Genomic DNA, 13,345 nt, shown 5'->3' with positions numbered 1-13,345 from the left:
GATTACTCACCCTCTTGATGACGGTTTGCGCCACAAAAGCTGTGCAATACGCTTTTGACGCGTTCTTCCATGCGATAATTAATGCTTGATTCACCGGCTTCAATCTGGACGTCACCTCGATTGAGCGATGGTTCAGCAACTAACGTCCAGTTGCGACAATCAAGGTCTTCTTCACCATAAGCTGAACGAATAATCGCGACATCTTCTGGATTCAGGTGCAAGGTAATAGGGTGGCCTGATATTGGTAGCGCCTCGACCGACTGCTTCACTGTATCTAAAATAATTTGAGGGTTGGTTTGTACTTCAACGTGCACCACTTCTTTGACTAAGCAGAGCACCATATCCACCAGCTGCTTTTCAACCTGAGCATTCATCAACTCCAAAGGTTGAGCAAACTGATTGGCCAAGTTCATAAAAGTTTCAACTTGCTGCTGAATGTATTCTTGCCCTGCAGTTACCCCTTCAGCTTTTCCGAGCTCGAGACCTTCAGCATGGCCGGCTTGCAACCCTTCTTCTTTACCTTTGTCGTAACCTTGCTTAAAGCCAGCTTCCTGACCTTGATGTAAGCCTTCTTGATAAGCACCTTGCTTAATCAGTTCAATTTGCTCTTCGGTTAGCGCAAGTGGCTGCTCTTCTTCAGGCTCATCAAAATTCGGCACCCATCCCGGGTCATAGTTGAACGCGGTTTGTTTTGCTTGTTTGGCTTTAGGCTCGCCATAATCAGGCAGCCCCCAACGTTGAGGTTCGATCATCGAATCATCTTCATCAGGACGGATAAATCCACGTTTTCTATCGCCAGCCATGGGTTACCTATTGTGTGTTCGATTAAGAAGTGAGGGTGCTCCGCAATAGGATAATTGCGAAGCAATAGAAATTATAAGAATTCGTCAGCACCGCCAGATAGCATGAGCTCACCAGCATCCGCCATTCGACGGGCAATTGCTAAGATTTCTTTCTGAGCGGCTTCTACATCTGCCACTCGTACTGGCGGCATCGCTTCTATGTCATCACGCATCATATCAGCAGCACGTTTAGACATGTTCTTGAAGACTTTCTCACGTAACGAGTCATCTGCACCTTTGAGTGCTTTTTGCAACACGTCTTGTGGTACGTCACGCAGCAACTTCTGAATACCTTGGTCGTCCACCTCGACTAAGTTTTCGAAGACAAACATTAGGTCTTGGATTTGCGTCGCCATGTCTTCGTCCTGATCGCGAATTTGTTCCATCAACAAACCTTCGACGTTATTGTCTAGGTAGTTCATGATCTCCGCTGCTGCTTTCAGGCCGCCAATTTTGGCTGCTTGTGCACCCGCTTGACCCGCGAACTGTTTCTCCATGATTTCGTTCAGCTCTGCCAATGCTGATGGCTGAACTTCTTCAAGGTTGGCAATACGCATCATCAGATCCAAACGCACGCGCTCAGGGAACTGAGACAAAATCTCTGCAGATTGGTCTGCTTCTAAATAAGACAGTACGATAGTTTGAATCTGTGGGTGTTCATTGACAATAATGCTCGCCACTTGGCGTGGGTCCATCCATTTCAAAGAATCCAAACCCTTTGAGCCCGTACCAAGTAGGATCTGGTCAACTAAGTTGTTGGCTTTGTCTTCACCAAGAGCGGCAACCAGTGCATTACGCATAAAGTCTTCGCTGCCCATACCAATGTTGGTGTATTTCTGGATATCCTCCAAAAACGCACGATGAACAGCAGATACCTTGTCTTGGCTGAGATCCTTCGCGCGAGCCATCGCACTACCAACACGCTGAACCTGTTTTGGTTCTAGGTGACGGATAATGCCAGCTGCATCTTGTTCATTAAGGCTCAGTAGCAAAATTGCCGCTTTTTCTTCGCCAGTAATGGTTGAAACATCCAGCTCTACTGGCATTCCCGCGGCGTTGTCATCTTGAGGTACGATATCGTTAGCCATTGTCATTCATCCAGTTTTTCACTACTTGAGCAGCCAGTTCAGGTTCATTCGCAACCAGAGCGCGAACCGCTTTCAATACATCTTCATCTTTATGAAGGTTTGGCAAATCAATACTTGAGCCAAACTCGAACAGTTCGCTGCTTTCGATGTCACTGCCAATCAAGCTAGTTTCACCATCCGCACCAATCGGCAAGCCGTCTGGTCCGTACATTTCGTCTTCATCATCGCTGGTAGGGTTAAGCAATTTCTTCATTGCTGGGCGAACCAGAACCAACACAACCACAATAATCACTAATGCACTTGCGAACCAACGAACCCAATCACTGAAGTTAGGGTGCTCCCAAATTGGTGGTTCTTCTAGCTGCTCAGCCTCTGGCTCAGCAAACTTTACACTCAATACATTCAGCAAATCGCCACGGCCTTGATCAAAGCCAACAGTACCAATTAATACTTGGCGAATGGCATTGATTTCAGATTCGGACATTGGGGTATAAGTCACTTCACCCGTATCAGGGTTAACTTGACGACGGTCTTTAATCGCAACAGAAACGGTCTGACGAGCCACCGTCCCGGTCTGCTTTCGCTCGTGGCTGATGGTGGTATCTAGCTCAAAGTTACGCGTGGACTCTTTACGAACTGACCCCTGCCCCATGACAGAACCATCTTTCATTTGAGCCACATCTTGCGGAATTGAGGCATCCGCTGGAGGCTGATTACTCAACGCACCCGGAATACCCGCTACCATGTTACCGTTATTGTAATCTTCGAGTGCGTACTCACTGCGGGTCGCAGGGGTGTTCGGATCAAAGCGTTTGCGAGTTTGTTCAACCGCACTGAAATCCATTTGGATGTCAACCTGCGCCGTATAGTTGCCATAACCTAAAATCGGTAATAGTACGGAATCAATTTTTTCGCGCAGCGCTTGTTCTTGGTTGCGTTCTAATTCTTGTTCTTTGCGTCGCGCCGCAGAAGCAGGATCTTGGGAGCCTGAGCTGAGTAAGCGGCCATGCTGATCTGTGACGGTAATTCGAGAAGTTTTCATTCCCGGCACGGCACTCGCTACCATGTCGACAATAGAATCCACTTCTTGCTGCTTAAGGTTCGTGCCTGTCGACAATGTCAAAAATACCGACGCAGACGCTTCTTGGTTATGACGCACAAATACGCTGTGCTTTGGCAGTGCCAATAACACTCGTGCTTTGCGAACTTGCTTCATTTCTTCAATTGCTTGAGCCAATTGGCGCTCTCGACTGAGTTTGAGACGCTCTTGCTCGAGACGTTGTGAAACACCAAAACCCATGTCTTGCAGCAAAATATCATCGCCTGCTTCTGTAGCTTGGTTAACGCCGGAACGAACCATGCCAAGTTTGATCGAGTTGTACTCACTCGATTCAACAGAAACAGTATTGCCATCAAGCTTATAATTGATTTTCTGCTGGTCCAGATAATCCAGAACGGGGATCAATTCTTCGGTCTCATACGCACCAAGTGGGCGCATCTCCGGTTCTTTGACCCAAAAGAACAGCATCACGATCAATGCAACACAGATGGATATCGACAGCACAAGCACAACCTGACGAAGTAAATCGAGGTCGCCCACTGCCATATCGAATTTTGACGCACTGCGCTCCTCTAGATCTGGATTTTGACTCTCCACATCCACATCGGAACTTGCTACCAGTGCACCATCTGAGCCGCCTTCAGTGACGGTTAAATCTGTAGACTTGTCTGCCACACTTATTACCTAAATTACACTGGCATGTTCATGAGGTCTTTATATGCCTCAACGAGTTTATTGCGAATTTGAACCGTCGCATCAAAAGCGACACTAGACTTGTTACGAGCGATCATAACGTCAGAAAGGGATACATCGGCATCACCACGATCAAAACGGGTTTGTAAATCACCAGATGCTTTTTGAAGTGTGTTCACGTTATTGATGGCTTTAGTTAGGAGATCGTTAAAATCCGCTCCAACTTTCGCCCCACTTGCAGTAGGAGCCGTATTGGTTGCTTCTACCATCATGGCGCGCATTTCTGCCTGAATACCATCAATTTTCATTAGCACCTCTAAGCCAAAAGATTGACTATTAACAAAACTGATTATTGACACAGCAATTAACGTGCCATAAGACATTAGCAATCAATTTACTTACACTTTTTGTCTTATGGCCGTTGTCTGTGTTAATTCGGGATATCTATACCAGCATCACGCATTTTGGCAAGCTTATAGCGCAAGGTTCGAGGGCTTATACCCAGTTTCTCCGCCATTTCTTTGCGTCGACCATTACACTCAACCAAAGTCTCTAAAATAATGGCGTATTCTTGATCGCGCAGCTCGCTGCCTAAGCCTTCTCCACCAGTTACGGGGCGGCTGACATTCTCAGCTTGCGCAACTGGCTTAACATTGGGCACGACCATATCTGCATTTTGCACCACGTGTTGTAAGCTATTGGCATCTTGCCAATCTACGCCCTCAAGCAAAATGTGCTCAGCATCGATGTCGCCATTTTCACTTAATATCAGCGCTCGTTGAACCACGTTATCCAATTCACGAACATTACCCGGCCAAGGGTATTGCAATAGTTTTTCTAACGCAACGGTCGAGAATTGAGGCACTGGCATGCCCATTTTGCTGCAATGACGCTCAGCAAGATGCTTGGCAAGCGGTGCAATATCGCCTTTACGTTCTTTAAGTGCAGGCCACGCAATTGGGAATACATTCAGGCGGTAATATAAGTCCTCTCTGAAGTTTCCTTCTGACACGTATTGCTTAAGATCACGGTTACTCGTCGCTAACACACGAACATCTAACTTGATGCTTTTGCGACTACCTAGGCGCTCTACTTCTCGCTCTTGCAAAACACGCAACAACTTCGCTTGCAGGTTCAAGTCCATCTCACTGATTTCATCAAGTAAGATTGTGCCACCTTGTGCTTGTTCAAACTTTCCTGGGCATGCCTGAACAGCACCAGTAAATGCGCCCTTTTCATAGCCAAACAGTGTTGCTTCGAGCATATTGTCAGGAATCGCGGCACAGTTAATTGCGACAAAAGGACCATTTTTACGATTTGACGCGTTGTGAATATAGCGCGACATCACTTCTTTACCTGAGCCACTAGGACCTAGCACCATAACATTCGCATCTGTACGTGCCACTTTATCGGCCAACGCGAGTAAACGTAGACTTTTCTCATCTGCCACGACCGCGTCACCGTTGTCATCACTTTTTATCGGTGCATATCGACTGACCATGTTCAGCAATACTTCTGGTGCAAATGGTTTCGCCATGTAGTCAATCGCGCCATCTTTCATTGCAGACACGGCATCTTCAATGTTGGCGTACGCCGTCATTAGCAATACTGGTAAGTTAGGCCAATTCTGCTTGATGCTTTTGAGCAGAGCTAAGCCACCCATACCCGCCATTTGCACATCAGAAACGACGATATCAACCGTATTCGATTTCAGCTTTAACAGTGCATCTTCAGCACAGTCCGCTTCCAACCACTCATACCCTGCCAGAGCCAGAGTATCGACTAGGGCTTCACGAAGACCTTCATCGTCTTCTACGATCAGCACTTTGCTTTGCGCCATTATGATTCTCCAGAAATTGTTATTACCAAAAGCCGCTTATTGCGCTTCTGTTTGCACTCGCTCTAGCGGAATGCACATGGTGAAGCAGGCTCCATCACCCTGCTCTGAAATAAGTTCCAATCGACCGTCATGGGCACGGCAAACCATTTGAACAACTGCCAACCCTAATCCAGTTCCTTGAGAACGTGTGGTAAAAAATGGCTCCATAATTTTGGCTTGCAGTTCTTCGGGCACTCCCGGTCCGCTGTCTTGCACAGAAATGCGTAACTCACCATTTACCGGGCGGAAAAAAATATCGACTTGCGATTCTTTACCAGACATTTGAATCGCATTCATGACCAGATTACTTAATGCGGATGCAATGGCGTTCGCATTGCCTAGTAGCTCAGTTTGTTCTTCTTCCACTTCTAGGCAGTAATCAATACTGTTGTTTTTTAGCGCGGTTTCGACCATCGGCTGATATTCCGCTACCAACTGGGCAATCGTAAATGGCTTAATGACCTTATTATCACCACCTTTAGCAAAAAGCAGCATATCATTAACCTGCTTTTCCAAATCGTGCAGTCGATCCATTAATTTGGTTTGGAAGCGATCTTTTGTCGCTGGAGGAAGATTTGGCGCTCCCAAATTGGATGCATATAACATAGCGCTCGACAGCGGCGTTCTTACTTGGTGAGCAAGCGACGCAACCATACGTCCTAACGACGATAAGCGCTGTAAATCACTGACACGAGCTTGAAGTAAACGGGTTTCGGTTAAATCGGTAATCAGGATCAATTGACCTGTTGTGGACGCCGAGATGGCGAGTCGAACTTTACGGCCATTACGTAATGAAACTTCATGGCCATCATCTTCACGTGGGTCAAACACCGCCTGAATAACGTTGAACCATTTTTCGTTAACCAGTGGAATCTCAAGAATTCGGTGCGCTTCTGGATTTGCTTCACGCACTACTCCGTACGTATCGAGCAAAATCACTCCAGCAGGCATCACATCGAGCACCTGTTTGTAGCGCTCAACCTGATTCTCTACGGAATCTAAATGGGATTGATTGGTGTTGTTATCCATTACTGCCTGTCGAAATATCGCCGCTAAAACTAAAATAGCTTGGTAAGCAATTAGCGTACCAAGCTATTTTTTATATTTATCAGGACGTTAAGCCATCGACAATAAGTTGACACTCAGAGGTAACGGTTTTGGATGCCAGAAAAACGATGTTAACTAGCACAAGTGATAATTCAGATATCGTCTTAAAAAACTTCACTTTACCTAGCGCTGTAAGTTGTACTTACGCATTTTTTCCACCAGCGTAGTACGTCGCATACCCAGCATGTCGGCCGCTCTTGCTACAACACCACCCTGCGCTTCTAATGCTTGGCTGATCATATTAACTTCTAAATCAGCCAGCAGCTCTTTCAAATTAACCCCTTCCGGTGGCAGCGCTTGCGGGGCGTTCATGCTGTGATCAAGGTCGTCTTGATCTTCAAAGCTAAAATCTTCAGAGAAGATATCTTGGAATACATCACGCTCTTGCTCTTCCACCGAAACAAATGGATTGCTCTCTGGTTGGAACTCTGGGATGTCACTGTAGCGATATTTGGTTGGTAGATGGTTTACATCCACCAAGCTATTTGGATACAGAATAATCATTCGCTCAACAAGATTAGCCAACTCGCGTACGTTGCCCGGCCAGTTATGCTCCATCAGTGAGTTGATTGCACGAGGTGTAAAGCAGATAGGTTGTCCGCCTTCCGCCTCTAAACGTGTCATCAGTTCTTGCAGCAGCAATGGTATATCTTGTTTGCGCTCTTTCAGCGCTGGCATCTCAATTGGAAACACGTTCAGACGATAGAACAAGTCTTCTCGGAACGTACCTTCTTCAATCATATTTTCTAGATTACGGTGTGTCGCCGCCACAACTCGAACATTTACCTTGATGGTACTATTGCCACCTACACGTTCAAAGCAGCGTTCTTGCAATACACGAAGCAACTTTACTTGCATCGACATTGGCATATCGCCAATCTCATCAAGAAAGATAGTGCCACCGTCTGCGAGCTCAAATCGACCTTTACGGGCAGTTAACGCACCAGTAAACGCGCCTTTTTCGTGACCAAATAATTCGCTTTCTAGGAGCTCAGGCGGTATTGCACCACAGTTAATAGGTACAAATGCGCCATCGCGGTATGAAGAGTGATAGTGGATGTTACGCGCAACAACTTCTTTACCTGTACCGGACTCACCTAAGATCAACACGTTTGCTTCCGTGTTTGATACTTGCTCAATCAGGTGTCGAACTTCTTGAATACCTCTACTTTGACCAACTAAGCTGCGAAAAAGCGTGTTTTTGCGTGCACTAGCAACAACATTCACTCCTTTTCGCCCCAGAAAATCTTTGCAGTGGCGTAACGCTTCACTAAGCTGTGGGTAATTAAGCGGCAGCTCTAGTTCACCAACAAAATTTGGAAGATCATCAACAGGCAAAGGAAAACGGCCCATGACTAGAAGAGGGATGTGGTAAGCGCTGTTTAAATGAGAGATAACCGTACTCGCCGCTTGACCTGCTGGAATATTACCAACAATACAGCACGACCATACGCTAGACCAATCAACATCGCTGAGCTGATCAGAACTGACCGCTTCGCAATTTTCTCCAACAAATTCCAATATATTGCTTAAATTTAAACGACTTGATGCGTCATCATCAATTACAAGCAGCTTTGCCAAACCATGCATAAGTAAGAATGATTGCCTTTATTTTAGGTGCGTTGCGGCCAAACCTTGATTTGCGCAATTGGGTGCTAAAGAAGGCAGAACCACCACACTCAATTTACGATAGACAAAATAGGAAAATCAGCAACAAAAAAGCCATTAGGGCTACTAATGGCTTCTATTTTATTTGAATATAAAAATAAGGCAACCAAGCAATGGAGAGGTGTGAGCTTGATAGAAACTTTGCTACACAACTCGTTGCGCAATTGACAAATATATTCGTCTAGTATCTTAACGCATTGTTTTGACTATTAAATACCAACTTCAGCAGCGGTAAGATTATGAAACTCTGTTGGGATTTGGTCCCAAGCGGACTTGATCTCACGGATAATGTCGATAACGTCGTCGATCAGCTGAGGCTCATTTTGATGGTTAGCAGCAGAAATTTGCGTGATCATAAACTCATACAGTGAATCTAAGTTTGAAGCAATATCACCACCGTCATCCATAGATAGACAGCTGCGTAGCGCGATAATGATGTCTAACGCTTTACCCAAGCGCTCACCTTTTGCTGGAATATTGCCTGCTTGCATGGCTGCTTTACCTTGAATAAGGCGCTCAATCGCACCAGCCATAAGCATTTGAATGACTTTGTGCGGAGAAGCCGCGCTAAGCTGGCTGTCGACTGATACCTTTTTGTATGCTTGCAAAGAACCGCGCATAGTAATCCTCTTTTAAATAAATTTTTTGTACTGCTGAAGTGAACGCTGGCCATAACGAAACTTATGGAGCTCTTTTCCGACCTTTGACGTTTCCGATTGCATCAGCTCGACAATTCTTTTGGTACGAGTTAGCAATGCTTGCCACTCTGCATCCTGCTTAACCAAAGGATTTTGATGAATAATTGGTAACAGGTTTTGCAATAACCGTTCCCTGATATCGACCAAGCGAAGAATTTCTTCAGCATTAAAATCAACTTTTTCTAATTCTTGCGTAATTAGTTGATCTATATCACTAATTTCCATGAGTTCTTTTTGCATTTATTAACCCAACGCACTCATCAAAGCGCCCAACTGGCCCTGCATTTTACCGGTCGCATCTTGCATCGCGGTAAACTTCGCATGAGTACGCTTCTCTAGGCTTTCCATGCGGCGATCTAATGCCGCTTGATCGTCACTCAAACGGTAGTTTTGTTCTGTGAGACTTTTTTCTCGAGTACGAATACTGCCTGTAATACCTGTGATACCGTGAATCGCATCTTCTACTCGTTTAGCAAAACCTGTGTTGCCACCGAAGAACTTTTCTAACTCGTTGAAGTTATTGTTCAACTGGCGGTCTAGCATGTCATAGTTGATTTCTAGGGTGCCTTGACGTGTGGTCGTAATGCCAAATTCTGTTAAGGACTTTAGGTTTTCAGGTGCTTTATCGATTCGAGTAGAAAAGACCGATTTTAATCGTGAATCTGCACTGCGTACGGTGCTGTCACCTGACAACGGCCCTTTTTGACCAGTTACCGGATCCACACTCGCCAACGCTTGGGAGGTTTGATAAAACGAGTTATACGCTGCCACAAAGTTTTCGATATCGTTGCGTACACTTTGACGGTCGTACTCGACACCAATTTCAGCAGGCGGTTTATTCGGTTCTGATTTGCCTTTTAGCGTTAAATCAACACCTTCGATCGCATCTTCAATCACATTGTTGTGGCTAGATAGCTTTGCCACTCCATCAAGCAGAACTTCTGAATCTTGCCCTGCTTGTACTTCTGTCATTCCAAGGTATTGTTCAAAAGCAGATTGTGCCTTTGCGATTTTCGCTTCTGCTTCATCAATTTTTTCCAGACGCTCACGTTCTTGAGGATCAAGTTTAGCGCGATGAATTTGCTTAGCTTGCGCTTCGGAAAGTTCACCACGTGCCACTTTTTCGTCTAACGCTTGCTTTTCACTCGCAATTTTTTGCTCGATTTCCGCTTTTTCTTGCTCAAGAAGCTGCTTAGCCTCTTTCGTCGTAACGTAAGAATCGGTTAGGGTGCCCGATGCGGCATTATTCCAGCCTGGAACATCTGGTGCCTTCTCTATTGCCTTTTCGTCGAGTTCGAGCTCTGGTTCTTCATAAGAGTCTAACAAAGTACCTGACGCAGTTTCTGTCCACCCTGGAATTCTGTCTTCAGGGTGTAAACTCGCGCGTCGGTTGGCTTCATCAATGGCTTCTTGACCAGCTTTGGCTGCTTCTGCACCCGCCGCAGAGATTGGCGCTTGCGATGCATCATCTTGTACATCGTCTGCCGCTTTTTGCTCTTCTGGAGGTAGAGGATTGCCGTTTGCATCTAGCTCTTCTGCTGGTTGTTCCGGAAATTTAAGAGGACCTAAGACATCTTCCGCCGCTGAACGAGCTTCTTCAAGCGCGTTGACGCGGTCTTCAAGTGTTTGGTATTCGAAGTATTTAAGAGGGTTGCCTTTTTCGGCCTCCACACTGACTCTGATTTGATGATCCTTACCAGAGAGGTTAGAAGCAAGGATAAGGCGTGGACCTTCGACGTCGTTAATAAGAGATGCACGAACGCCAGGGTTATCTTTAGCGCCATTGATGCCGCGTACGACATCGATGAGCTTAGATCGGGAACGAACATCGATATTAAAACGCTCATCACCAAGCGAAATCTGCAGCTTACCAGGGCCAAATTTTGCGTCTTCTGGCAATACGTCAGAAGCGACTTTGTGGCTCTGAGCAAGCTGCAACACATCGATAGCATATTTGCCAGCGATAGCATCTGTGGTTGCCGTGGCAGATACGATATTGTCATTGGTCGTTTCGACAGTGCGAACGGCAAATGCTTTCTCCTGACGAAAGTTCGCCATGAGATTTTTCATCGTATCCAATGATTCTCTGAGTCGCCCGTAAGCACTGATACTGGCATTAATTGTCGTGCGTTCGTTGTCGATGCGTTGCTGCTTTGGTACGCGTTCGGCATCCACAATTTTGCTGACCATGGAATTAATATCCATGCCGCCAGACATCCCCAAAGGGCCTAAACTCATCAAATCACCTCTAAAAACGACTTACACTTTTTCAGTCAACAACCCGCTGTTGGCTGTGTGCTCAGCTAGGCGACGCAATACCACTAGCATTTCTTCATCAGGAATTTGACGAATCACGTCACCGGTATTGGCTTCATAAATCGTCACCACATCTCGTCCGGATTCTTCATCCACTCGAAATGCGACTCCTTTGTTTATGGACGTGACAAATTCATTCATTTGTGCGACCAATTTTTCACGTTCTTCTTTGTTCAGTTCTTGACGGCTTTCAGCCATCTCGATCGCAGCTTGAACAGAGAAGTCGTATTCGGTGTTTTTCGCTTTTTGCGGCGAAATCTCACCATTTGAATTTGCTGGGCTAGACGTGCCTATATCATTGCCATTTTTATTTGCAAACTTTGTGCCATTTGGCGTGCCGTAAGGCTGGATGTTCGATGCGTAGGAGGATATATCCATTACAATCTCCCTTCCACCTTATGGGCTAACGATAGAATCTATCGCTTTGGTGCCCCAGCACTAAGGTGTTGACCTCAGGCTGGGTTTACCACTTAGCCCAACAAGCTTAGCGCTGCAGATGGAGACTGCTTCGCTTGAGCCAGGATTGAAGTACTTGCTTGCTGAAGAATTTGCGACTTAGTCATCGCAGTGGTTTCCTTCGCGTAATCAGTATCTTTAATACGGCTTTTAGACGCGTTAACGTTCTCGTTAATGTTGTCTAGGTTGCTGATTGCGTGGTTGAAGCGGTTTTGGAAAGCACCGAGTGAAGCTCGTTGGCTGTCTACGGACTTAAGAGCGCCGTCGATAACCGCTACTGCTTCTTGAGAGCCAGCTACTGTGGTTACGTCGATGTCTTTCACTGTTACGTCTTTCGGACCACCAAAGCCGATCTCGTCTGCTAGGTTGCCAGAAAACTCAACATCACCTTCAACTTTTTGAGAAGAAGCAAATACTTGTAGTTTGCCATCTTCGCCAACAGAGGCTTTTACATCATCGTTTTGACCGTTGATGTATGTCGCTAGCTGTTCAATATCATCGCCTTGCTTAGCGCTGATTGATAGCTCTTTCTCTTCACCCTGCTTGTTGGTGTAGCTCATTTTGAACTCTGTTTTCTCACCAACAGTCCAAGATGCGTCTTTACCCTCTTCTGCTGCGTAGCTCTTACCACCCATTGCTGAAGTGTCTGAGCGTAGGTTACCCATAGAAAGCATCACTGCTTCACCTGAGTCCGCCCCGATTTGGAAAGACTGAGTACCGTAAGTACCGTTTAGAAGCTTGTTACCACCGAAAGAGGTAGTTTCAGCAATACGGTTTAGCTCGTCGTTTAGCGCTGTTACTTCTTCTTGGATCGCTACACGTTCTGCTTTTGAGTTAGAGCCGTTCGCCGATTGAAGCGAAAGATCACGCATACGTTGTAGGATGTTGGTAGATTCATTCATTGCACCTTCAGCAACCTGTGCAATAGAAATACCGTCGTTTGCGTTTTTCACTGCCATGTCTAGGCCACGGCTTTGTGCATTCAAGCGGTTTGAAATCTGTAGACCTGCAGCATCGTCTTTCGCGCTATTGATTTTATAACCCGAAGACAAACGCTCCATTGATTTTTGTTGACCGTCAGCTGCCTGGTTTAGGTAACGCTGTGCAGTCATCGCAGAAACGTTAGTATTAACGTTAATCGCCATAATTGATCTCCTTAAGGCTTTAGTGAATGTACCGTCGTGTCTCTCACCTCACTTAGGTACATCTCATTTCTCTCAGTCCCTTTAACGGCGACCGATGAATATCCTTTAGAAGAAATTTTCAATTTTTTGCGATTATTTTCTTTGGCTTACTGAAATGTGATGAAGCTCTAATGTCGTGATTCGCAGAAATCCTGGGGGCCCAAAAGACAGAAAAAAACCCAGCCGAAGCTGGGTTTACTCGCTCATCTCTCACCACGAGCCAATGAGGTTCTCGTCTTAGGTTTGAAATTAACCTAGCAGACTTAGCGCTGAGTTTGGCGCTTGTTTCGCTTGCGCAAGGATTGAGCTTGACGCTTGCGATAGAATTTGTGATTTGGTCATTGCCGTCGTTTC

General features: G+C 45.8%; 13 protein-coding genes. All 13 read right to left on the bottom strand.

All coding sequences use genetic code 11. The features are described from left to right. Positions 1–2: 2 nt before the first annotated feature. Positions 3–803 carry a flagellar assembly protein FliH gene (gene fliH, locus R7Z10_RS17910; RefSeq protein WP_005380472.1) on the bottom strand — a complete coding sequence of 267 codons (801 nt, stop codon included), beginning with the start codon at positions 801–803 and terminating at the stop codon, positions 3–5. 71 nt (positions 804–874) lie between these two features. Continuing rightward, positions 875–1,930, bottom strand: coding sequence for a flagellar motor switch protein FliG (gene fliG / locus R7Z10_RS17905; protein WP_005380470.1), 1,056 nt, complete (start codon positions 1,928–1,930; stop codon positions 875–877). Next, positions 1,923–3,665 (bottom strand): flagellar basal-body MS-ring/collar protein FliF, encoded by a 1,743-nt coding sequence (gene fliF, locus R7Z10_RS17900; RefSeq protein ID WP_053306693.1) that lies wholly within the window; start codon positions 3,663–3,665, stop codon positions 1,923–1,925. Before fliF ends, fliG begins: the two co-directional genes overlap by 8 nt. Before the next feature lie 14 nt (positions 3,666–3,679). Next, positions 3,680–3,991: a flagellar hook-basal body complex protein FliE gene (gene fliE, locus R7Z10_RS17895; protein ID WP_005384482.1), complete on the bottom strand. Its 312-nt coding sequence runs from the start codon at positions 3,989–3,991 to the stop codon at positions 3,680–3,682. A 122-nt stretch (positions 3,992–4,113) separates the two neighbouring features. Further along, positions 4,114–5,523 carry a sigma-54 dependent transcriptional regulator gene (locus tag R7Z10_RS17890; RefSeq protein WP_213886952.1) on the bottom strand — a complete coding sequence of 470 codons (1,410 nt, stop codon included), beginning with the start codon at positions 5,521–5,523 and terminating at the stop codon, positions 4,114–4,116. Between the two features lie 36 nt (positions 5,524–5,559). Beyond that, positions 5,560–6,591, bottom strand: coding sequence for a PAS domain-containing sensor histidine kinase (locus R7Z10_RS17885; protein ID WP_005380459.1), 1,032 nt, complete (start codon positions 6,589–6,591; stop codon positions 5,560–5,562). A 201-nt stretch (positions 6,592–6,792) separates the two neighbouring features. Then, complete coding sequence (locus R7Z10_RS17880; RefSeq protein ID WP_005384490.1) at positions 6,793–8,259, bottom strand: sigma-54 dependent transcriptional regulator; 1,467 nt, start codon at positions 8,257–8,259, stop codon at positions 6,793–6,795. A 287-nt stretch (positions 8,260–8,546) separates the two neighbouring features. Then, entirely contained in the window at positions 8,547–8,957 is a 411-nt protein-coding gene (gene fliS, locus R7Z10_RS17875; protein ID WP_005380457.1) for a flagellar export chaperone FliS, read from the bottom strand. Between the two features lie 12 nt (positions 8,958–8,969). Further along, positions 8,970–9,275, bottom strand: coding sequence for a flagellar protein FliT (locus R7Z10_RS17870; protein ID WP_017820817.1), 306 nt, complete (start codon positions 9,273–9,275; stop codon positions 8,970–8,972). 3 nt (positions 9,276–9,278) lie between these two features. Continuing rightward, a complete protein-coding gene (gene fliD, locus R7Z10_RS17865; protein ID WP_258634394.1) occupies positions 9,279–11,273 on the bottom strand; it encodes a flagellar filament capping protein FliD in 1,995 nt (664 codons plus the stop codon). A 21-nt stretch (positions 11,274–11,294) separates the two neighbouring features. Then, entirely contained in the window at positions 11,295–11,729 is a 435-nt protein-coding gene (gene flaG / locus R7Z10_RS17860; RefSeq protein ID WP_005384493.1) for a flagellar protein FlaG, read from the bottom strand. 92 nt (positions 11,730–11,821) lie between these two features. Then, positions 11,822–12,952, bottom strand: coding sequence for a flagellin (locus R7Z10_RS17855; protein WP_005380449.1), 1,131 nt, complete (start codon positions 12,950–12,952; stop codon positions 11,822–11,824). Between the two features lie 288 nt (positions 12,953–13,240). Continuing rightward, positions 13,241–13,345 (bottom strand): flagellin (locus R7Z10_RS17850; RefSeq protein ID WP_254661342.1); only part of this gene is annotated, 105 nt, incomplete at its 5' end.

This window comes from Vibrio sp. Vb1018 (assembly GCF_033338775.1).
Taxonomy (GTDB): domain Bacteria; phylum Pseudomonadota; class Gammaproteobacteria; order Enterobacterales; family Vibrionaceae; genus Vibrio; species Vibrio alginolyticus.
This window is presented reverse-complemented; position numbering and strand designations above follow the sequence as displayed.

What these genes read in the sequence shown, in the direction of transcription:
- R7Z10_RS17855 (WP_005380449.1), bottom strand. Translation starts at nt 12,952, where the DNA reads ATGGCGATTAACGTTAATACTAACGTTTCTGCGATGACTGCACAGCGT.
- flaG (WP_005384493.1), bottom strand. Translation starts at nt 11,729, where the DNA reads ATGGATATATCCTCCTACGCATCGAACATCCAGCCTTACGGCACGCCA.
- fliD (WP_258634394.1), bottom strand. Translation starts at nt 11,273, where the DNA reads ATGAGTTTAGGCCCTTTGGGGATGTCTGGCGGCATGGATATTAATTCC.
- R7Z10_RS17890 (WP_213886952.1), bottom strand. Translation starts at nt 5,523, where the DNA reads ATGGCGCAAAGCAAAGTGCTGATCGTAGAAGACGATGAAGGTCTTCGT.
- R7Z10_RS17880 (WP_005384490.1), bottom strand. Translation starts at nt 8,259, where the DNA reads ATGCATGGTTTGGCAAAGCTGCTTGTAATTGATGATGACGCATCAAGT.
- fliS (WP_005380457.1), bottom strand. Translation starts at nt 8,957, where the DNA reads ATGCGCGGTTCTTTGCAAGCATACAAAAAGGTATCAGTCGACAGCCAG.
- fliH (WP_005380472.1), bottom strand. Translation starts at nt 803, where the DNA reads ATGGCTGGCGATAGAAAACGTGGATTTATCCGTCCTGATGAAGATGAT.
- fliE (WP_005384482.1), bottom strand. Translation starts at nt 3,991, where the DNA reads ATGAAAATTGATGGTATTCAGGCAGAAATGCGCGCCATGATGGTAGAA.
- R7Z10_RS17870 (WP_017820817.1), bottom strand. Translation starts at nt 9,275, where the DNA reads ATGCAAAAAGAACTCATGGAAATTAGTGATATAGATCAACTAATTACG.
- R7Z10_RS17885 (WP_005380459.1), bottom strand. Translation starts at nt 6,591, where the DNA reads ATGGATAACAACACCAATCAATCCCATTTAGATTCCGTAGAGAATCAG.
- fliG (WP_005380470.1), bottom strand. Translation starts at nt 1,930, where the DNA reads ATGGCTAACGATATCGTACCTCAAGATGACAACGCCGCGGGAATGCCA.